The sequence below is a fragment of the Arcanobacterium haemolyticum DSM 20595 genome (genome assembly GCF_000092365.1).
Taxonomy (GTDB): Bacteria; Actinomycetota; Actinomycetes; order Actinomycetales; family Actinomycetaceae; genus Arcanobacterium; species Arcanobacterium haemolyticum.
Genome location: NC_014218.1, coordinates 656,622 through 677,615, shown reverse-complemented (window position 1 = coordinate 677,615; position 20,994 = coordinate 656,622). Strand labels below are relative to the sequence as shown.

General features: G+C 52.6%; 21 protein-coding genes. 3 read left to right on the top strand and 18 right to left on the bottom strand.

Translation table 11 applies throughout. The features are described from left to right. Positions 1–11 precede the first annotated feature (11 nt). Together ARCH_RS03000 and ARCH_RS02995 are read left to right on the top strand one after the other, a co-directional pair. Entirely contained in the window at positions 12–1,553 is a 1,542-nt protein-coding gene (locus ARCH_RS03000) for an MFS transporter (protein WP_013169827.1), read from the top strand. A gap of 173 nt (positions 1,554–1,726) precedes the next feature. Then, a complete protein-coding gene (locus tag ARCH_RS02995) occupies positions 1,727–3,154 on the top strand; it encodes an amino acid permease (protein WP_013169826.1) in 1,428 nt (475 codons plus the stop codon). Between the two features lie 380 nt (positions 3,155–3,534). Here the strand turns inward: ARCH_RS02995 and ARCH_RS02990 are convergent, their stop codons facing one another. The 6 genes from ARCH_RS02990 to rpsB form a co-directional block, all read right to left on the bottom strand. Beyond that, positions 3,535–3,837 carry a ferredoxin family protein gene (locus tag ARCH_RS02990; protein ID WP_013169825.1) on the bottom strand — a complete coding sequence of 101 codons (303 nt, stop codon included), beginning with the start codon at positions 3,835–3,837 and terminating at the stop codon, positions 3,535–3,537. Beyond that, on the bottom strand, positions 3,837–5,138 hold the full coding sequence (locus tag ARCH_RS02985) for an FAD-dependent oxidoreductase (RefSeq protein ID WP_013169824.1): 1,302 nt from the start codon (positions 5,136–5,138) through the stop codon (positions 3,837–3,839). Before ARCH_RS02985 ends, ARCH_RS02990 begins: the two co-directional genes overlap by 1 nt. Positions 5,139–5,147: 9 nt before the next feature. Continuing rightward, positions 5,148–6,032: an electron transfer flavoprotein subunit alpha/FixB family protein gene (locus ARCH_RS02980; protein WP_013169823.1), complete on the bottom strand. Its 885-nt coding sequence runs from the start codon at positions 6,030–6,032 to the stop codon at positions 5,148–5,150. 14 nt (positions 6,033–6,046) lie between these two features. Continuing rightward, positions 6,047–6,808: an electron transfer flavoprotein subunit beta/FixA family protein gene (locus tag ARCH_RS02975; protein WP_013169822.1), complete on the bottom strand. Its 762-nt coding sequence runs from the start codon at positions 6,806–6,808 to the stop codon at positions 6,047–6,049. A gap of 230 nt (positions 6,809–7,038) precedes the next feature. Then, positions 7,039–7,905, bottom strand: coding sequence for a translation elongation factor Ts (gene tsf, locus ARCH_RS02970; protein ID WP_013169821.1), 867 nt, complete (start codon positions 7,903–7,905; stop codon positions 7,039–7,041). Positions 7,906–7,935: 30 nt separating this feature from the next. After that, positions 7,936–8,751 (bottom strand): 30S ribosomal protein S2, encoded by an 816-nt coding sequence (rpsB, locus tag ARCH_RS02965; protein WP_013169820.1) that lies wholly within the window; start codon positions 8,749–8,751, stop codon positions 7,936–7,938. 331 nt (positions 8,752–9,082) lie between these two features. Between rpsB and ARCH_RS02960 the strand changes: the two genes are divergently transcribed. After that, the gene (locus tag ARCH_RS02960; protein WP_049765812.1) at positions 9,083–9,652 is read left to right on the top strand and encodes a M23 family metallopeptidase; all 570 of its coding nucleotides are present in this window, start codon (positions 9,083–9,085) and stop codon (positions 9,650–9,652) included. Positions 9,653–9,756: 104 nt separating this feature from the next. Here ARCH_RS02960 and ARCH_RS02955 read toward each other — a convergent pair whose 3' ends face one another. From ARCH_RS02955 to rimM, 12 genes are all read right to left on the bottom strand, one after another. Continuing rightward, positions 9,757–10,296: a hypothetical protein gene (locus tag ARCH_RS02955; RefSeq protein ID WP_013169818.1), complete on the bottom strand. Its 540-nt coding sequence runs from the start codon at positions 10,294–10,296 to the stop codon at positions 9,757–9,759. A 22-nt stretch (positions 10,297–10,318) separates the two neighbouring features. Continuing rightward, the gene (locus ARCH_RS02950; protein WP_013169817.1) at positions 10,319–12,241 is read right to left on the bottom strand and encodes a S8 family serine peptidase; all 1,923 of its coding nucleotides are present in this window, start codon (positions 12,239–12,241) and stop codon (positions 10,319–10,321) included. Between the two features lie 256 nt (positions 12,242–12,497). Further along, positions 12,498–13,439 (bottom strand): tyrosine recombinase XerC, encoded by a 942-nt coding sequence (locus tag ARCH_RS02945; RefSeq protein WP_013169816.1) that lies wholly within the window; start codon positions 13,437–13,439, stop codon positions 12,498–12,500. Continuing rightward, positions 13,436–14,590, bottom strand: a complete 1,155-nt coding sequence (gene dprA / locus ARCH_RS02940) for a DNA-processing protein DprA (RefSeq protein ID WP_013169815.1) — start codon at positions 14,588–14,590, stop codon at positions 13,436–13,438. The genes ARCH_RS02945 and dprA overlap by 4 nt, the downstream gene beginning before the upstream one ends. Continuing rightward, positions 14,590–16,104, bottom strand: coding sequence for a YifB family Mg chelatase-like AAA ATPase (locus tag ARCH_RS02935; RefSeq protein ID WP_013169814.1), 1,515 nt, complete (start codon positions 16,102–16,104; stop codon positions 14,590–14,592). Before ARCH_RS02935 ends, dprA begins: the two co-directional genes overlap by 1 nt. Beyond that, positions 16,101–16,472, bottom strand: coding sequence for a YraN family protein (locus tag ARCH_RS02930; protein WP_013169813.1), 372 nt, complete (start codon positions 16,470–16,472; stop codon positions 16,101–16,103). Before ARCH_RS02930 ends, ARCH_RS02935 begins: the two co-directional genes overlap by 4 nt. Positions 16,473–16,586: 114 nt before the next feature. Continuing rightward, positions 16,587–16,898: a DUF2469 domain-containing protein gene (locus ARCH_RS02925; protein WP_013169812.1), complete on the bottom strand. Its 312-nt coding sequence runs from the start codon at positions 16,896–16,898 to the stop codon at positions 16,587–16,589. A 12-nt stretch (positions 16,899–16,910) separates the two neighbouring features. After that, positions 16,911–17,585: a ribonuclease HII gene (locus tag ARCH_RS02920; protein ID WP_013169811.1), complete on the bottom strand. Its 675-nt coding sequence runs from the start codon at positions 17,583–17,585 to the stop codon at positions 16,911–16,913. A gap of 6 nt (positions 17,586–17,591) precedes the next feature. Further along, complete coding sequence (gene lepB, locus ARCH_RS02915; RefSeq protein WP_013169810.1) at positions 17,592–18,422, bottom strand: signal peptidase I; 831 nt, start codon at positions 18,420–18,422, stop codon at positions 17,592–17,594. Between the two features lie 188 nt (positions 18,423–18,610). After that, on the bottom strand, positions 18,611–18,964 hold the full coding sequence (rplS, locus tag ARCH_RS02910) for a 50S ribosomal protein L19 (RefSeq protein WP_013169809.1): 354 nt from the start codon (positions 18,962–18,964) through the stop codon (positions 18,611–18,613). Between the two features lie 131 nt (positions 18,965–19,095). Then, positions 19,096–20,406 carry a tRNA (guanosine(37)-N1)-methyltransferase TrmD gene (trmD, locus tag ARCH_RS02905; protein ID WP_013169808.1) on the bottom strand — a complete coding sequence of 437 codons (1,311 nt, stop codon included), beginning with the start codon at positions 20,404–20,406 and terminating at the stop codon, positions 19,096–19,098. 1 nt (position 20,407) lies between these two features. Next, positions 20,408–20,941 carry a ribosome maturation factor RimM gene (gene rimM / locus ARCH_RS02900; protein WP_013169807.1) on the bottom strand — a complete coding sequence of 178 codons (534 nt, stop codon included), beginning with the start codon at positions 20,939–20,941 and terminating at the stop codon, positions 20,408–20,410. Positions 20,942–20,994: the final 53 nt, after the last annotated feature.

The following is a 20,994-nucleotide window of genomic DNA, read 5'->3' as shown; positions in this document are numbered from 1 at the left end:
AAAGAATATTAATGAAAAGAACACAATCTCTAACTCCTGATCATCATGCTTTTACTGTGCCAGGTTCAGATCGGATTTATGATCGCCGGCAGTTGTTGGCGGTTTTGCTTGTGCCGTTGATGATGGCTCTTGTACAGGTGAGCTCCGTGAATAATGCTCTGCCTGCGTTGAGTGAAGCGCTTCAAGCTTCTGAATCTGGTTTACAGTGGGTTCTTTCTGGGTATGCGTTGGCGATTGGAATTGTGCTTGTTCCTTCTGGGCGGTTGGGCGATATTTTGGGCCGTTCATCGTTGTTCGTGGTGGGGCTTTCTATTTTCACCTTGGCATCGTTGGCGTGTGGACTTGCTTCTAACGTGGTGATGCTCAATATTTTCCGCGTGTTCCAGGGGGCTGGCGCGGGTATTCTTTCCCCGCAAACAACTGGTTTGATTTTGCAGTATTTTGCTGGCCAGGCGCGGGCTAAGGCGTTTGCCTTGTTTGGTCTTGTTGTGTCTCTTTCTGTTGCTATCGGCCCGATCCTGTCTGGTTTTTTGATTGGCTGGTTGGGCAATGATTGGGGTTGGCGTGGCGGCTTCTTTGTGAATGTGCCGTTGGGATTAATCGGTTTAATCATGGCGATTCGCTGGTTACCATTCGGGAAGGAACGCCGTACAATCGGCCCGAACCATGAACAAGTTCAGCGTGAATTTGAAGAGCAAGCTGCACGAACTGGTGAAAAGGTTGTGGTTAAACGCGGCAAGATTGATATTGATCCTGTTGGTTCTGCTCTTCTTTCGCTTTCTGTTCTTCTTGTTATGCTCCCGTTCATGGCAGCTACGAATCCTCTGGCATGGGGCCTAATTCCGTTGGGTTTGATCCTGGTTACCGCGTGGATCTATTGGGAAAAGCGTTATAAGGAACGCGGAAAGTTCCCAATGATGGATCTTGCTCTTTTGAAACTTCCTAGCTATTCTTTGGGCACGCTTACGGGTTCGCTGTTCTTTTTGTCTGGCCCTGCAGTCATGGTTATTGTGATTATCTATTTGCAAAATGGCGTGGGAGTTCTTGCCCTCTGGGTTGGCCTGCTCACGTTACCTAACGCTGCCGCATCTGCCTTGGGGGCTATGTGGGGCGGTAAGCATGCGATTGCTCACGGTGGAATGATTCAGGTTCTGTGTGCCGTTCTTCTTATTATCAGCACGGCTGGAATCGGAGCTGTGGTGTGGGGAATTCATTCCGGGTTGAATTATTGGTGGATGGCAGTTCCGCTGGCGATTAATGGTTTTTCGTTTGGCGCATTCGGTTCTGCTAACCAGACTCAAACAATGATGGATGTTCCACATGCTCATGGCGGCACTGCTGGCGGGTTTTTACAAACCGGCCAGCGTGTGGCAACTGCGATTGGCATTGCGATGGTTACTGCCGTGTTCTTTGCGGGGCAGCATATGGGCGCGCCGGAACAACATTGGCTTAATGGAATGGCCTTCGGCCTTGGCTCGGTAATTATTTTAAGCTCAATTACTTTGGTTTCCGCCCTATTTCTCGTTCGTTCCCAACGTAAGAATCTGGCATAATCTAGCTCATTCGATGCCGCAAACGCATCGCAAGTTAACGGAAAAAGTCTCAGAATGTGTCCGGATCGATGGTCACTTTTGACGTTAAGATGCTAGCGATTAAAATATACACGTTCAGTAACTACTCCGCATTGATGTTCACGGAGCATAGTTGGCTCCGTTGAAAGGAAAACATGGAATCCCACGAACAGATGCGCGAGCATCGGAAGTCAGGCCCAAAACTACAGCGCGGGCTGTCAAACCGTAACATTCAGCTTATTGCGTTGGGCGGTGCTATCGGCACCGGCTTGTTTATGGGATCCGGTGCTACTATTCGCCTCGCGGGGCCGTCCATCATTCTGGTGTACTTAATTATTGGTTTCGTGTTGTTCCTTATCATGCGGGCGATGGGAGAAATTCTTCTTCACAACTTGCATTACAAGTCCTTCCAGGATTTCACTCATGATCTGGTTGGGCCATGGGCTGGGTTTGTGACGGGATGGACGTACTGGTTCCTCTGGGTGGTGATTGCGATTGGGGACATGATCGTGATTACTGGATACTTTGATTTCTGGATCGGAAATATGAATATTTCGATTCTGTGTACGCTTGCTCTTTTGGTTGTATTGGTAGCCGTCAATCTTCTCACCGTTAAACTCTTTGGCGAAGTCGAATTCTGGTTTTCCCTTATTAAGATTTTCGCAATTATTGCGCTGATCCTGGTTGGCGGAATCATGATTGCGGGCGGTTTTCATGGCCCTGAAGGCGAAGTAGCATCATTTGCGCACTTGTGGAATCATGGTGGCTTCTTCCCTACTGGGATAGAAGGCTTCCTGGCTGCGTTCTCTATTGCTATCTATTCTTTTATTGGTACTGAATTGATTGGTACAACTGCTGCCGAAACCCAGGATCCGGAATACACGATTCCTAAAGCAATCAACCAGGTTCCAATCCGTATTGCTATTTTCTACGTGGGTGCACTTTCAGTCATTATGGCGATTACTCCGTGGGATGTGATCAATCCGGAGAAGTCTCCGTTCGTTTCTGTGTTTGCCATGGTTGGTTTGGCAGGCGCAGCATCAGTAATGAACTTCGTGGTGCTTACATCGGCTGCTTCTTCTGCTAATTCGGGCATTTTCTCTTCGTCCCGAATGATGTACGGCTTGGCTAACCAGCATCAGGCTCCGAAGAGTTTTGCGAAGCTTTCGAAGCATCAGGTGCCGTGGCGTGCACTGATCGTCATTGGTGCTCTTATTTTGATCTATCTGCCAATTTTGAAGGCAGGTGGAAGTGTGATGCAGGGTTTCCAGCTTATTTCTTCCGTGGCAACTACCCTGATTTTGTTTATTTGGGGCCTAATTCTGGTCTCTTATATTCGCTATCGTAAAACTCACCGTGCGGAGCATGAGGCATCCTCGTTTAAGCTTCATGGGGCTTCTTGGACTCCTTGGGTGGGGCTTGCGTTTATCGTGTTTGTTGCGGGTGTTTTGGTCTACTTCCCTGCAACGCGTCTTCCTGTGCTTCTTACTCCTGTATGGTTCGTTATCCTTCTTGTTACCTGGAAGATTCGTAAACATCGGGGTATGGTATCTGATTTTTCAGCGAAGGATCTGTTGAAGTAAGTTAACTAAACTGCACGCGTATGAAAGTAAGCAAGTTTCGGATAGATGCAACGGCTGTGGTCTTCTGCGGCGCGAACTATGCGGCAACACCAGAACTCGACAAACCTTGAACTGTGAATAAGGAGCAGTTTTCAACGCATGAGCTTCACTAAGTTGCTCGGGACAAGGAATTATTGGCTCTGCGGATCCAGAGTAGCGATTATTTGATAGGCTTTCCGAGATCAGCAATCGCTGCTGGATCCTGGCAAACGTTGGCCTTTCCCTCTGTAACCTTTGCTACGAACCAGTTTCTAGACAAACCTTCGACTCGAAAAGGGCATATATCGCACGTAGCGCTTGTCTCAAAAAGTGTTAAATCACAGGAAACATACAGGAAATTATCAGCCTTCTCTATATGAGATTCCCATACCCGAATTCGGGTAATGCCAGCTAAGCGTACCCTCCGGAGCAGCAGCCAAGCATGTGCCGCATTCCAAGCAGGCAGCATATTCTACTGCCACCGTGTTATCTGGGTTTTTAGAGTAAACATGTGCTGGACAAATACGAATCAACGTATCAGCAAAACCACTGGCAGCCATTTCTTCCTGATGAACTTCAATATGCGATTCTTCATCATCAGTCATATACGAATTACCTGCCAAGCGGCGATTCAACGGCTCTAACGAAAACGATCCATCAACCATCAGAGCGCCCCCTTCGCTTTGCGCACGATCTTCAACAACTGCCAAGCAGACAGCGGCGACTTCTTCAACATCGCTAACGCGAGCGAAACGATTCGGCGGCGCGGAGTAAGATCCATATTGTAAACACCGTGAAGAACATCAGCCGCATATTCACCAATCTGGCCATACATTTGCGGCGTTGTAGCCAAGAAATCAGGAGCCTTCTTAAAAGTCTCCATATCCTTCCCCAACCACGAATCAGCCACATTGCGTTCGTATGCCTTCAATGCGTTGACAGAATAGTCTTCCGCTTCCAACGCATCATGAACAGCCAACGCAGCACAACGAGCAGATTCAGCCGCCAAATCCATACCACGAATAGCAAACCCATTATTGATCGTAAAACCAGCAGCATCACCAACAATAACCGCACCATCAAACGCGATCTGACCAACCATCTTCTGGCCGCCCTCAGCAACCAGATGAGTACCATACTCCAACAATTCGCCACCAGCCAGCAACGGCTGAACAAACGGATGATTCACCAAGTGATCGTGAAGCTCAACAGCAGAATGCTCCGACTTAGCCAAATCCTCAACATTCACCACAATACCCAAGCTCACCGAATCCTTGTTTGTGTACAAAAACGCACCACCAGGAACGCCCTTCGTAGCATCGCCAACGATGGCGTAGGCAGCGCCGTCGTCGTCACTCACCCCAAAACGCTGCGAAACCGCATCCGTTCCAATCCGCACAACCGACTTCACACCCACGCCAAGCGTGACCGGAGCCGGCGCCGAACGTAATCCAGCCCCACGCGCCAAAAACGAATTAATCCCATCCGCAAGAACCACAACCTTCGCGTGCAACACGTCCTCACCAGCGCGAATACCACACACCGCACCCGAATCGTTCAACACCAACTCATCGACCTTAACGCCACTCATCAACGTCACGCCAGCCTCTTCCGCCTGCTCCGCAAGCCACGGATCCAACCGAGCACGTAACACCGAAAAAGCATTACCCGAATCTGCCAAACGCGAATCCCAATAATCCAACGAAACCGCAGAATCGGCATTAAGCAACGTCAAAATATTGCGCGAAATCCGGCGCTCAACCGGAGCAGAAACCGAAAAACCCTCAAAAATCTCATCCATCACACGCGAATAAAATACGCCGCCAGAAAGATTCTTCTCCCCCGGTTCCCCACCACGCTCAGCAAGCAACACCTCATGGCCCCGCTGAGCCAAAAGAAAAGCCGCCGTAGAACCAGCAACGCCAGCCCCAACAACAATGACGTCAAAATCGTAATCGATGCCCATAACGCACTTTCAGTCAGACAAAGCCGCAGTCAACTCAGGGAGAACATCATACAAATCCCCCACAATGCCATAATCAGCAAAATCAAACATCGTAGCCAACTCATCATTGTTAATCGCAACGATAGTCTGCGAATCAGTCACGCCCGCCGTATGGTGAATCTGGCCCGAAATACCAACCGCAACATACAACTCAGGCGCCACAATCTGACCCGAAATACCAATGTACGATTCACGAGGCATCCAGCCATACCCCTCAGCCAGCGGACGCGACACACCAAGCTCAGCACCCAACGCTGTTGCCAAATCCTGGGCCAACGCCAAATCTTCCTTCGCCTCAAAACCACGGCCAGCCGCAACCACGCGCGGGGCGCGAGCGATATCCACACTAGGGGTGGCACTGATGTTTTCGGACGTGATCTGGGCGGTTGTTGCGGTTGTTGCTGTTTCTGTTACTGGGGACTCTGGGGAAACGGAGGAATCGGCAGAATCGGAACCGCCGGCCATAATCGCAACCGCAACCCCGCTGAACGTGACGTCCTCAAGCGTAATCGCACCAAAACGAGCCAAGCGAGCCGTGCCCATACCAATCTCACGCGCACCAAACAACACCGGCGCATCAAACTTCGCGGCAACCGCGCCAACCAGCGCGCGTTCCGCAGAACCTTCAGGCGCCACAACCAAATCCGTGCCAGACGCCTCCACAACCTGAGCAACAGCCGGAGCCAGGATTTCAACCGGCTGGCCCGCCGCAACAGGAATACGAATAAGCGAATCAACGCCGGAAACCTGAGCATCACCCAACACAACCGCCGTTACGGAATCGCCACGGTTACGGCCAAGCGCAATCAGATCAGAGACTGATCCAGTGGTGGTCACAATCCACGTAGTAGACATTCTTGTTCCTTCCTTCACAGCACGCCATCAGCGCGGAGCGCCACAACAAGTTCATTAACAGCATCTGGGCCAGCGAAAATCGTGCGCTTACGTTCACGTTCTGCCGGCTTTTCGTTGCCCGCGTGCGTGAGACCAGCTGGCGGGGCGGCCATATCTGCCAACGCCAGAACCTCAACAGGAGTCTTGCCAGCCGCCAGAATCTCCTTCATCGACGGAGCCGGAACACGGGCCGCATCGGACGTTACCGCAACCACCACCGGGCCGGAGATATCGATCGTGCGCGTACCGCCAGGGATCTGCTGAGTGAGGCGCAGGCCCGCTTCAGCTACTTCAATCGCTTCCACCTGCTGGAAGGTTGGCCAACCAAGGTAGCCGCCAAGAACCGCAGAAGTCATAGATGCACCATTATCGATCGATGCATCACCAGTAATAACAACCTGAACGCCACTAATACGCTCCACGAGCTGAGCAAGAACGTGCGCATTCTGAGTTGGATTAAAATCTGTAGCCGCATCATCAGCCACAATCAGGCCACGCGAAAAGCCCTTCGACATCGCGTTCTTGCGCGCCATCGAACCACCGATCACGGCCGGCCCCACGCTAATACCAATCGATTCGGTACCCATCTGCGTGGCCAATTCCTTACCCACCTGAGCCGCAACCGGATCATAATCACTCATCGCGGGCTTCGCACGGGACCAATCAACCGTGCCATCTGCCCCAACCCGAGCATCCTGCGGATTGGTTGTGTACTTATACGCTACAACCACACTCATGAATACACTCCTATGTATCTCAGTTAAAACCACCCCCATTCTATCGGTTTCACAAGGGCGCTTGGAATGGTGATGCGGTGGGATTAGTCGCTAAAAGGATAGCCGGCAGTGAGCTGAAAATTGGGCAGAAGGCCAGGAAAAAGGTGCAAGCAGAAGATGCGAAGAAGCGGCGAGGGAATACCCCGCCGCTTCTTCTAGATTCTTAGCTGAATCGTGGAGTTATTAAAAACTCACTCAGCTTCGGCTGCAGCAGCAGCTGCTTCACCAACGCGAACGCGCTTGAAGCCGGTGACCTTACCGCCAGCAGCTTCAACAACCTGGCCAACCGAAAGCTTTGGATCGCGAGCAAATGCCTGGTCAACCAGAGCAATCTGCTTGAAGAAGCCCTTGAGACGGCCTTCAACGATCTTTGCAACAGCAGCTTCTGGCTTGCCTTCAGCAATAGTGATTTCGGTAGCGATGCGACGTTCGTTTTCCACAACTTCAGCTGGGATTTCATCTTCGTTGAGGAACTGTGGGTTCATAGCAGCGATGTGAACTGCGACATCGTGTGCAACCTTGGAGCCGGCTTCGTCAGTAGCAACGAGAACGGCAACCTGTGGTGGCAGATCGGTAGCAGTGCGGTGCATGTAGGACTCAACATGATCGCCGGAGAGAACTTCGAGGGAGCTAACAGCAAGCTTTTCACCGATAACGCCGGTGAAGTTGTCGATACGATCCTTGACGGTGCCTTCAGCGAGCGCAGCTTCGAGCAGAGCTTCAACGGAGGTAGCCTTGGAAGCAACAGCGGCTTCAAGGATCTCCTCAGCGAAAGCAATGAACTTTTCGTTCTTTGCAACGAAGTCAGTTTCCGAGTTAACTTCGATGATGTAGCCGGTCTGGCCTGCTTCGGAGTCAACAATCTTGGAAAGAACCAAGCCTGCGCTTGCGGTACGGCCTTCGCGTTTTGCAGCAACCTTCAGGCCCTTGAGGCGCAACAGCTCTTCAGCCTTGGCGGTATCGCCTTCGGCATCAGCAAGAGCCTTCTTGACGTCCAGCATGCCGGCGCCCGTCTTCTCACGGAGAGCCTTGATGTCAGCAACAGTGTAGTTTGCCATGGATTTTAAACCTTCCCTGTAAGCCTAGAATCAGGCTTCGGACTCTTCGGTGGTTGCTTCAGCTTCAGCGGCTGGAGCTTCTTCCTTAGCTTCGTCGGACGCGAGCATTTCGCGTTCCCACTCTGGCATTGGTTCAGCTTCGGTGTTCTTACCGCCGCCGCGAGCCATGAGGCCTTCAGCAACTGCGTCTGCAACAACGCGGGTAAGAATTTCGATGGAGCGGATAGCGTCATCGTTGCCTGGGATGCCGTAATCAACGGAATCTGGATCACAGTTGGTGTCAAGAACAGCAACAACTGGGATGTTGAGCTTCTTAGCTTCAGCAACAGCGAGGTGTTCCTTGTTGGTGTCAACGATCCAGATTGCGGAAGGAACCTTTGCCATATCGCGGATACCACCGAGGGTACGCTCAAGCTTTTCCTTCTCGCGGCGCATCATCAAGAGTTCCTTCTTGGTGAACTTGGAGCCTGCGACGTCATCAAAATCGATGATTTCGAGTTCCTTCAAGCGCTGGATACGGGATGCAACGGTGGTGAAGTTGGTGAGCATGCCGCCCAACCAGCGTTCGTTCACGTATGGCATGCCAACGCGTTCAGCCTGTTCGCGAATTGGCTGCTGTGCCTGGCGCTTGGTACCAACGAAGAGGATGTTGCCGCCGTGTGCAACAGTTTCCTTAACGAATTCGTAGGTTTTGTTGATATCTTCAACGGTCTTACGAAGATCGATGATGTAGATGCCGTTGCGTTCGGTGAGGATGAAACGCTTCATCTTTGGGTTCCAACGGCGGGTCTGATGACCGAAGTGGACACCAGCTTCAAGCAGCTGGCGCATAGAAACGACTGCCATGGTCGTCCTTTCAGGCGCGGTTTCCCACGCATAGTTACGGTTGATGCCTGTTAACGGGATTGTCAATAGGCCCTGGCGCGCCTTCCATCGCAACAATTGCACCGATGCGGTGGAGGCCTTTCGGCGTTCGCGCGCGCGTATTTGCTACACGCGTAGCTTGTTTATTCTACCGGAAAGTCGCGATTTTTTGCGAGTATCGCGCGTTTGATTGAAGGTGGGATTAGTGACATTTTATCGACGACGAGTTCTCCACATTTTTCCTATCTCACAAGTTTTCCACTGATTTTTATGGCTGGTGCAGAGCGTCTTTTCATCGGATCATAATGAGGGCATGGCGAAGATGACGATTATTTTAGGTATGGCTGTGGCTTCGATAGCGGCGGCCGGTTTCATGCTTTCTCCTACCCCAGCGAATGCCCCTACAGAGGTAAGTTCCGGTGGGCACGCGGACTCCGTGCTCATAGGCATGGAGTCCGCCAATCATAGAACAGCATTCGTATCACGTGACTACGGATGGCCATCAGGCAAACCCGTCAAAATATTAAAAACATTCCATGTTGGCGCTCATCCATGGGATCCCGGCCACCGCGGAGTTGATCTGGATATGGCGGAAGGCGGTGCAGTGTATGCGGCTAATGATGGGGATGTGATCTATGCAGGCCTGTTAGTTGATCGCCAAGTCGTCTCTATCCAACATCCCGACGGGATCCGAACCACCTATGAGCCGATCATTCCACTGGTAATCCAAGGCCAACACGTTACTCGCGGCACGATCATCGGCACCGTAGATGGAACACATTGCGCTCCTCGATCCTGCCTGCACTGGGGAGCTAAGAAAGGAAAGAAGAACTACATCAACCCGCTATCACTACTAGAGGGGCAGATCGTGTTACTTGAATGAGCGGCGTATATTTTCCTTGACTTGGGCTAATAGCATGTACGGGTGTGGGGTAGCCCAATTTTGGACTACCCCACACCCGGGATGTAGAAAATACTATTCTCTACTTATTTAGTTGCAGTCAACACGGGTTCTGCGAATGAGACATTATCTCCATCGCGGATTGCAGATAGGAGCTCGTCAACCTTGCCCTCATCTACTTCCCCTGAAAGGACGATCGCAACAGCACCACCAGAATTGGCGTCTGTTCTCTTAACAGTGAGGCCCACAGTTGAGAAGATCTTTGAAATCCGGTCAGCTTCACCTGCTGGGAGAAGTTCGTCAATTTTCCCCGTAGCAGGACCACCATCAAGCTTTTTCGCTATCTCGCTGTCTTCCTTGTAGCCAACGATAAACTGATCGGTATTTATTGCCGATGCTGGAGTTTCTCCCTTGCCAGGGCCTTCATTATCAGCTTCTCCCTCATCAGAAATGCTTCCGCCTTTGACTGTATCAATTGGTGGTACTTCAGGCTTTTCCGGTTGAGTTACGCTAGTTTCTTTCCCGGCACTTTCTTTGCTTCCTTTGCTAGACGCTGCGTCTGCTCCACAAGCCACTAGAAGCGGGAAGACCAAACTAGCCACGATCACTCGTTTCATGTTTTTCATTGTTTATTTTCCGTAACAATTATTAACGATTATTGGAGTAGAAGCGAACACCCGCGATCTTTTGGGATGTCTGCCCCTTAACGTAGATCACGTGGAAACCGTATGACAACGAATTACCTGGTATGAACGTTGCTCTACGAGTACCGTTGGCATCAATCGTTAGCTTACCAATTGGGTTGTTGAAGTTGTCAACGTACACGACTGCTTCTTCCCCAGCGGTTAAACCGGCAACGGTCAAAATTGCCTTTTCATTGCCCTTGAGCCAAGTTTTGTCCATCCGTACAGTTGTGCGAACGTAAGGTGTAGATTCCGTTGGCTCTGGTTTCTTTACGTCGTCAACAGGGACTGGAGCTGGAGTTGGTTCTGGGGCTGGCTTAGGAGTTGGCTCAGGCTTACCTGGCTTTTCAACCTTTTCGTTTCCCTCAGATACAGGTTCACTAGGCGCAGGAGCATCCTTCAGCCTCTGCTTCATGATACGTGCTGCTTCACGCAGTGCGCCTGGAGCATTCAAAATACCCTTGCCACAACCGCCGACCTGGCAGCTCTGAACTGGCTTGACAGATCCAAGAAGTGCACTCTTAACCTGTTCTGGGGTCATATTCGGGAACTGAGACTTCAGCAGTGCAGCAACGCCAGCAACGTGTGGAGTTGCTTGGGAAGTACCGTTCATGTGGATGAAGTTAGGCTTGCCGTCTGGACGGAAGTGTGACTGGTTTGCGGCAGAAAGAATCTGGCTTTCTCCCCATCCGTTTCCGCCTGGAGCGGACAGATCAACACGTGGTCCGTAGTTGGAGTAGCTTGACTGTTCTCCCCTAGGTCCAGTTGCACCAACGGTGATGACACCCTTGCAGTTTGCTGGCGTAGCGCGGCGAGCATCGGTGTGTTCGTTACCTGCTGCAACAACAATTGTGGTTCCGCGAGCGATTGCCGCATCAATTGCGTCTTGGTAGACGCGGGGGCACTGTAGTGCCCCGCCACCAAGGCTCATGTTGATAACTTGTGCTGGGTGTTCGTTGCGTGGAAGGCCTGGAACGTCACCACCGGATGCCCAGGTGATACCTGCAGCAATATCAACAGATGTACCGCCGCACTTACCGAGCACGCGAATCGGTTCGATCTTGACGTCAGGAGCAACGCCGTCAACACCTTGACCATCCTGGCGTGCACCGATGATACCGGCTACGTGTGTGCCGTGCCAGGAGGATGCCTGATCTTGACGTGGGCTACCGCCACCACATTCGCCCGCGCGCATCCAGTCGCCTTCATCGCGCGGGTTGCTATCGCGGCCGTTGTTGTCACGGGCACGATATGGATCCGAAATGAGGTCGATTCCCTGAACTAGCTGGCTATCGAGTTCTGGGTGGGAAACAATACCGGTATCGAGAACCGCAACGGTAACTCCCTTACCACGGCTGTTCGCCCATGCTTCCTTTGCGTTAATTCCACCTACACCGTTTTGTAGGTTCCACTGGTAGCTGGTGTAGATACCGCGGCGGACTTCGTCTTCGTTGATGTCAAGTGCGTGTGCGATATAGACAGGTTCGACGAATTCCACGTCGGGATCTTTTTCGAGTTCGTCTACAAGAGCTTCACTGCTTTCCTTGGTGAGCTTCTTGTTGAGCGAGATTGCTGCAGCACCGTTGGCTGTAGCGCGAGATTCTGTAACTTGTACGCCTTCGCCGGTAACAGCGTCGTCAATGCGCTTCTGTTCATCGTCAGGTAGGCGTTCTTGAAGTCCGTCGACTTCCTTAGATTTTTCGATTATTTCAGCGGCATCGGTGCCGTCTTTATATTTGATAACAAACTGATCAGTTCGTTCTCCTTGAACTTGCTGATCTGGTACGTTGGCGGCTTCTGCTACTGAGTAAGCGCCGACACTTCCAATTACAAGCGAGGCGGCTGCTGCACATGAGCCGACAAGTTTGATGATTGACTTTTTCCGCACAGTCAATCTCCCTTTCCATGCTTTACGGGGGTGTGTATATACTTCTAACCTGCACTGCGATTAGTGTTGCTAGGTTACCATTTTCGAAAATACGCCATGGCACATTTTTGTCATACTGTGGGATGATTTTACAAAACGTTGATATATAAACGTTTTCCTACCTAATACAAGAATCTGCACCTTTTCTATGAAGATGCATATTTTATTTTTCCCTGTACAATTCGTCCAGCATGAAACGTTTACTTTAGTAGAGTTTTTACGCGCGTGGGTGTGCTTGCCCGAATGCGGCGCGTAGCCGTTCTGCACTCACGTGAGTATAGCGTTGCGTCGTACCAATTGACGAATGCCCCAGAATTTCTTGCACTGTACGCAAGTCCGATCCCCCGTCCAACAGATGTGTTGCGGCCGAGTGGCGCAGATCGTGCGGAGTGATATCTGGTAGTCCTGCCGCTTTCGTCAGTTGTGTAAGAAGGGTGCGCACGGTTCGTGGATCGATACGCTTTCCGCGCGCCCCCACGAATAGCGCCTGTTCAGTTGGGTTTTTCTCCAGGAGTGTTCCACGCACGTCCAGCCACGCCATCAGTGCGTTTCGCGCGGGTCTGCCGAACGGCACGATTCGTTCTTTATCCCCTTTTCCGATCACACGGAGGTTCGACGACGGTGAGACGTCACTTACATCCGTCCCAGTCAGCTCACTCACGCGAATCGCTGTTGCATAGAGCAACTCCACGATAGCGGCGTCTCGGATCGCGAGCGCGTTCCCATCTGCTGTTCGTTCTTTTGCTACGCGCAAGAGTTCACGTGCTTGTTCGACGGTGAGCACGTGTGGCAATTCGTTGGAGACTTTCGGGGATTTGAGTTGGGTGCCGGGATCGGCGGCGGTGTAGGCGTTTTTGAAAAGCCAACGTGTGAAGGTACGAATGGAGGCGGAGTGGCGGGCAATGGATGCTCGCGAATGGCCAGCTTGTTGGTTATCTGCCAACCATAATCGCATATCCCGTATGTCGATTTCTGGCAGGGACGTTGCGGGATCGTCGCTGTGTTTGCACACAAACTCTAAGAGTGAACGCGCTTCGTGCAGGTAGGCACGGCAGGTATGAGCCGATAACCCACGCCGGAGTTCGAGTTCACGCTGGTAGCGTTCCAGGATCTGTTCGAACTGCGTGGGGAAATGATCGGTTTCATGGCTCTTCGTCATTTCTTCATCCTAGCCCGCTTCCATCCATTCGCACAGTGCACTACCCTTCCTGCCAGGGCAAGGAGCGAGAGTTTTCGCAGGGCTTGTGCTTCAGCTACTCCCGCCGTTTTAGCGATCGATGCCGCGGAGGCTGCACGTGATAACGGCGTACATTCCCAGACTCGTTCCTGGAGCGGGTCATATCCATCGGCTGGCATCGTGAAGATATCGCGCCCGGATTCATCAGTGAGGCTAAGTTGTTCCCAGGATATAAGTTCGCGAATATCGGCGCTGTTTCGGATCAGTGTTGCTCCATCACGGATAAGCGCATGGCATCCATCAGAAGAAAGCGAATCGAGCGAATTGGGGCAGGCCCCTACCGGCCGCCCACAATCAATCGCGTGCCGTGCAGTTGAGAGGGCACCGGAACGGATCGGGGCTTCTACCACAATAGTTCCGGCGCCTAGCGCCGCAATGATTCTGTTGCGGGAGAGGAATCTGTGGCGGTGTGGAGCTGCGCCCACTGGTGATTCAGATACCACTACCCCGTTCTTTACGGTGTTCGTGTAGAGATCTGCATGAGATAGCGGGTAGGGCCGATCAACGCCGCCGGCAGAAACAATCAGTGTTGGCTTCCCATTGTTAAGGGCAGCTTGATGAGCGCTCACGTCAATTCCAAAAGCACCACCGGAAACGATTACGTGAGAATCTGACATGTCACAGGCAAGGTTGCGGGTAAGCCGCTGGCCGTATGGTGTGGCTGCTCGTGATCCAACAAAGGACAGGGCTGGTTGATCTAACACGTCGATCATGCCTCGCACCCACAGTCCATACGGCGCGTCGGTGAGATCGTTTAGAGCTTCTGGCCAGTGCGGATCTTCTGGAATGAGGAACTTGATCCCCATTCGATCCATTGCCATCTGGCTTAACTCCTCATACGATTCCAGCCGTATCTTCCACGAATCCAATGCCTGCTTCACGTACGATTCGCGAGCGCCAATCTGTTCTATCGTTGCAGAAAAATCGCTGGGATATGTGTTGGTGCGCGCATATTCCCGAACCCACTCTAGTGCTATCTCATAGGATGATGTGTCAATCAAGGCAAGAGCTAACGGGTGGCGGGCTTCTGCAATGTATGTCCAGGCTTGTGCCGATCGGTGTTCGGTATCCATCAGTGTGACTCCAAAGTTGTTCGTAGGGTGAAGGCGAGCGCCACGTCGTCGTCCGTTGGCGAATCGTGCCCAGCAAGATCAGCAAGGCTCCATGCCACTCGTAAAATTCGGTCAAAACCGCGCATAGAAACCTGCCCGGTTCGTAATTGTTTTTCGATAAGGGCGGCCATCGTGGCGCTCAGTCCTGTGTGTTCGCGAAGCCAAGGGCCCGGAAGTTGGCTGTTCAACCCGCTGCCTCGTGCCCGTTGCCGCTCTCGCGCGGCGCTGATACGTTCCTTCATCGCCGTGCTTGTTGTGGTGGGGCCGTGTTGAATATCGGCACGAGTGGGGCGGTTTAACTGGATCGCTATGTCAATACGATCCCGAACAGGCCCACCCAGCTTTGATCTGTATACCCGCAGTTCACGCGGAGTACACGTACAGGCTCCCACACCTTCCAGCGCCCGCCCACATTTACACGGATTCGACGCGGCCACCAGCTGGAATCGTGCAGGAAAGCGGACCACCGCATTTGCTCGAGCAATATCGATAAACCCGTTTTCTAACGGCTCACGCAGAGCTTGGATCGCGCGCGGGGAAAATTCAGCGAACTCATCGCAGAACAAGATTCCGCGATGGGCAGCGGTGATTGCTCCTGGACGAGCAATCCCGCTGCCACCTCCCACTAGCGCGCTCACAGATGCAGTGTGATGCGGAGCGGCCAACGGTGGGCGGGTATGAAGGCTGGATAAGCTTTGGCCGCGGATTGATCTGATCACGGCAACTTCAAGTGCTTCATCTGGAGTCAGCTCTGGCATTACTCCCGGCATTCGTTGCGCGATCATAGATTTGCCCACACCAGGAGCGCCGATCATCACGGCATGATGCCCACCAACTGCCGCCACTTCTATTCCGATCAGGGCAGTTTCTTGGCCGTAAACATCAGCCATATCTGGCTGTTCTTCAGGCTTAGGCACAGTGATCACGTTCTTTGGATCTGGCACATACGGTTCAGATACGGCAATTCCCATCCATTGAGCCACCTGCGCAAGATGACGTACCGGTTGAATAGTTATTCCTTCTACCAGCCTAGCTTCATGCGCATTCACCCACGGCACAAGAACCGTATCAAACCCATATCGTTTAGCCGCTGCCACGCTAGGCAAGATCCCACGAACACCGCGCACAGATCCATCCAGTCCGAGTTCGCCTACTGCCACTACTTTGTTATGTAGTGGCTTCCACCCTTGCGCCTCCAACAACGCGATAGCCACCCCCAGATCCAGCCCAGTTCCTGTTTTCGGCAAGGCAGCAGGAGAAAGATTGATCGTTACCCGTTCGTTGGGCCACGGCAACCCTACATGAGCGAAACTTGCACGCAACCGTTCCCGGGCCTCATTAACCGCAGTATCAGCCAAGCCAACCAGCGAACAATGAGGCAATCCCGGAAACACCGCTGCTTCAATCAACACCGGACGAGCATCTACCCCTAACAGAGTCATCCCTGTACAACGTCCCACAATTCCTTTACTCATGCCGCATCCTTTACATGGTTGAGCCGAAAATCAGATGCCGAATGAGCAGTTATCGCGATCACGTCAAGGGCAAGATGCGCCGCACGGCGTCGATTCTTCTTCAGCCATGCAACGAAAGCAGAACGCATACGATCCATCTTTCGCGCCGTCACCGCTTCCTCCGGAAAACCATGACTGACCGAACGGCGCGTTTTTACTTCAACTGCAACAATCGCGTCACGTAACGGATCGAACGCAACAATATCCAGCTCCCCAAACGGGCAGCGCCAATTCCGATCCAAAATAGTCCACCCGTGCGATTGAAGATAACGCGCAGCAGTTTCTTCGCCCCACGCACCAACCGTTTGTCGATCATGTCGTATATCCATACGTCAATGGGACCAAAAAGAAAGAGGCTCCCACAGCGCAGAAAATAAATCTGTGGAAAGCCTCTTTTACTCGCACTTTTTGTGCCAATAGAAGTTCACAATGCGAACACGCTTTTACGACATCTCAAGTTCATGAGAAATATCTGGCTTATTCAGCTCCTCAACGTTCACATCCTTAAACGTGACCACGCGCGCTTCACGAATAAACCGCGACGGACGGTAAATATCCCACACCCACGCATCCTTCAACATAACCTCGAAGAAAATATCCCCCGCGGCCGATGCGCGAACCTTCACGTCCACGTCGTTCGCCAAATAAAAACGCCGCTCCGTTTCCACCACAAAACGGAAGAGATTAACAACATCGCGATACTCACGGTACAACGCAAGTTCGGATTCGGCTTCGTAGTTCTCCAACTCACCCATCACGTCTCTCCTTTACTTCGTGTGGCCAATACCCGGTAGCTTCCAAGCCGTACGATGGAAAGCCGACGCTCCCAACGTTTCCAGCCCATGAATATGTTCAGCCGACGCGTATCCCTTATTTCGTTCAAAACCATATCCGGGAAAAGCTTCAGCAGATTCCACCATAATGCGGTCACGTTCCACTTTCGCTAAAACACTTGCCGCCGCAACCACGGCGCACCGAGCATCACCCTTCACTTCCATTCGCACAGGCAACACCGGCAAGGTGGCACCGGCGTCAAACAAGCCATCCGAACTCCACCAATCGTGGCTACCATCCAATAACACGCCAGCGATCTCAAAACCATCAAGTTGTTCCAACGCCCGCGCAGCAGCGATCCGCAACGCACCCAAAATCCCGGCTTCGTTCACATCTTGAGGGCTAGCATGGCCAACCGCGTATGCACTCACCCACTCGTGAACCGGCTCCACCAACGATTCGCGCACGTGCGCAGAAATCATCTTCGAATCGCGAAGTCCCACCGGAAATTCGTCAACCGTATCCGTATTCACCAGTGCGATCCCCACTGATGCAGGGCCTGCAATAGAGCCACGGCCAACTTCATCTACTCCAGCCAGATACGTTCCAGCCGGCAGCTGTGCAAGCAGTTCGCGTTCCACCGTGCGATCAGGGCTTATCACTGCCATCAGAAATCACCGTTTCGGGGCGGGAACGCCCTCAAAAACCTGAGATTCATCAGGTAACAAGCCAAACCGGTTGAGCGGCAAAATACGCGCCCACGCCCGGCCTGCAATGTTGCGGATCGGCACAAAACCAGAACCTTCAACACGATGGTGGTAGCGGGAATCGCTAGAATCTGGCCGGTTGTCACCCATCACCCACACGTGGCCGCGAGGCACAGTAACATCAAACCGTTCCTCCGATGGCGCCACGCCAGGCTTGAGGTACGTTTCATCAATACCCTTGCCATTGACGGTAACACGGCCCTTATCATCACAACAGGCAACATGATCCCCAGGCAACCCGATCAAGCGCTTAATCAGATGACTTCCAGCATTCTTCGGGAACAACCCCACGGCTTCCCCAACCTTCTGAATACCCGATTGCCACGCCGAAAGTTCCGGAACCGGTACGTTCGCCAGCCACTGCCCCGGATCCACGAACACCACAATATCGCCACGATGCAATTCATCCGCGCTATCAGCAAGCTTGTTCACAACCACGCGATCATCCTTGATGATCGTATCCTCCATCGAACCAGAAGGAATTTCAAACGCCTGCAAAAAGAACGTTTTCAACAGAATCGAAAACAAAAGCGCAATCGTCAAAACAGTGCCGATTTCCAAGATAGACGATAGGAAACGCCGCCCACGCGATACCTGCTTTTCCTCTGCAGGCCGCACAAGACGTAGGCGTTGTGCACGCGCTTCTTCAATAGATTCAGGCTCAAAAACGGGTGGCATAACTTCAGGGGCCGGCGCGTACCGCTCGGCTTCAAACTCAGCACCGTTGTCCGATGGCATAGCTCTCCTGACGTCTGGTTTCAACTCTTCTAAGATTACATAAACGCAGCCGCTAGCGCTAAGGGAAGCGTCTGCGATTTCCGTATCAGTTCGATCACAATAAGACCTGATGCTCGTGAAAACATAGGATCTCCCCCCACACATACAAAATGCCCCAGCCGAAGCTGGGGCATTTTGCGCAAAAATAATCAGCGAGCGTCGAAACGCTTCTCCTTGATCTTGGCTGCCTTGCCGCGCAGGTTGCGCAGGTAGTACAGCTTTGCACGGCGGACGTCACCACGGGTAACGAGCTCAATCGAATCCACATTTGGGGAGTGGAGTGGGAACGTACGCTCCACACCAACACCAAACGAAGTCTTACGCACGGTGAACGTACCGTTCACGCCGGTGCCGTTCTTACGAGCAATAACCACACCCTGGAAAACCTGGATACGGTGACGGTTACCTTCAACAACCTTCACGTTGACCTTGACGGTATCGCCAGCGCGGAATTCTGGGCGCTCGGTGAGCTGGGACTCAGTAATCTTCTTCAGAAAATCCATGACTCTCTCAACCATTCTGCACGCAGGTCAGAATGCTTTCAGGGGTTTCCCCCGTTCGTATTTGCATTGCACTTGCCTCACATACAGCCCCCTGCGGCAGGTATATGTATGCGCGTTGTGGCAAGCTTTTCCTATTCTGCCAGATTCACCGGCGCGGCTAAAGTGACATCGCTATTATCCACGTCACCAACAGTGAAGATTCGGGTTCCGATCGCGGTAAAACCGGCCTTTTTATAGGCTTTGATCGCGCGTCGGTTCGATTTATGGGTTCCCACCCAGACATTCTGAGCGTCAAGCTCTGCCGCTTTCGCAAATGTTGCGTCCATGAGCAGCGCCGCGGCTCCGCTGCCGCGCCATTCGCGTCGGAGATAAAACTTTGAGAGGTATGCGAGGTCTGGCAAGTCCGGTTGCCCCGGTTCAGTATGCGTTGTGACCAGGCTATATCCGATTGTTTCACCGGCCACGTCCAGAAGAGTTACGCGCGCCTGCGGATCCGCGATCCAGCCAGCCACCGTTTCCGCCGTGAACGTTTTAGCAATATGCGTTGCGATCGCTTCCGCCGGAAGATCCTTCGGGCACGCATCGGGGAACGTTTCAGTTGCGATGGCAACAATCCGTTCGACGTCGGACTCCACTGCCTCCCGCACACTCACCTCGCGTACTGGTTGTGTTGATTTAGCTGGGCGAATCCACCCCAACCGAGCCAACGTTGCACAATCTTTTTTATCCAGATTCTCCAGCTTGGCTACCATATCCGGCCGGCGCTGCGCAGTACGCTCCAACGCCCGATCCCGACGCCAACGAGCAACCGCTCCATGATTACCAGACGTCAACACATCCGGAACCGCAATCCCCCGAAAATCAGCAGGCCGCGTATACACAGGATATTCCAACAATCCTGCCTCACCATGAGATTCTTCCACCAACGATTCAGGGTTCCCCACCATGCCAGGAACAAGCCGCCCCACCGCCTCAATCAGTGCAATAGCCGCGACTTCGCCTCCATTCAACACGTAGTCCCCCAACGAATACTCATAAACCGTAACCCCCGGCTGGGTTGCATAATACTCCGCCACCCGCGAATCAATACCCTCATAACGGCCGCACGCAATAATCATGTGATCCGCCTGAGCCAACTCATAACACCGCTTCTGTGTCAGTGGTTCTCCAGAAGGAGTCGGGATAGCCAGCACGCACGTGCTCGCATCGTGAGCACGTGCTCGAACGTCGTCAATCGCCTCTCCCCACACGTCAGGCTTCATAACCATGCCAGCACCCCCACCAAACGGAGTGTCATCAACCGTGCGATGAACGTCCCTAGTCCAAGAACGAACGTCATGCGCCTCGATATCAATCAAGCCACGCTGCCGCGCCTTCCCAACCAACGAAACATCCAAAACCCCGAAGAATTCCGGAAACACGGTCATGATGTCAATACGCATATTAGGCGATCTCTCCGTCCTCAACGATCTCGTCTTCAGAAAACAACCCACGTGGAGCATCAATCACAACACAGTGATCGTCCACATCCACCTCGGTCACAATCGCCTTCACAAACGGAACGCGCGTCATGATTCCGTCTGGTTCTCGCACGATAAGATAATCGTGCGCCGGGCCGGGTTCTAGACCGGCGACTTCGCCGAGTTCGTAGCCGTCTGGATCAAGGGCTTCTAGCCCAATAAGTTCGTGGGCGAACCAGGCGTCCTCTTCGACGTCGTCTTCGTCAGTTTCGATCACAAGCTTAACTCCGCGCAATGCTTCAGCTCCGGTACGGTCAGCATATTCGGCGAAAGTAACGAACGTGGATCCTTTATAGTTACGCACGGAAGCTAAAGTGACCGGCCCAAGCTCTGCAGGCTGCGTTTCATACATTGCGCCAACAACAAGCCGGCGTTCTGGCGAATCGGTACGGACGTTCAATTTAACTTCGCCTTTTAGCCCGTGCGGCGCACCTACAATAGCAACGGTAAGTAGCATAATGATCCTTTCTTGAAAAAACAGACCCGCCCTCGGTATCCAAGGGCGGGTCT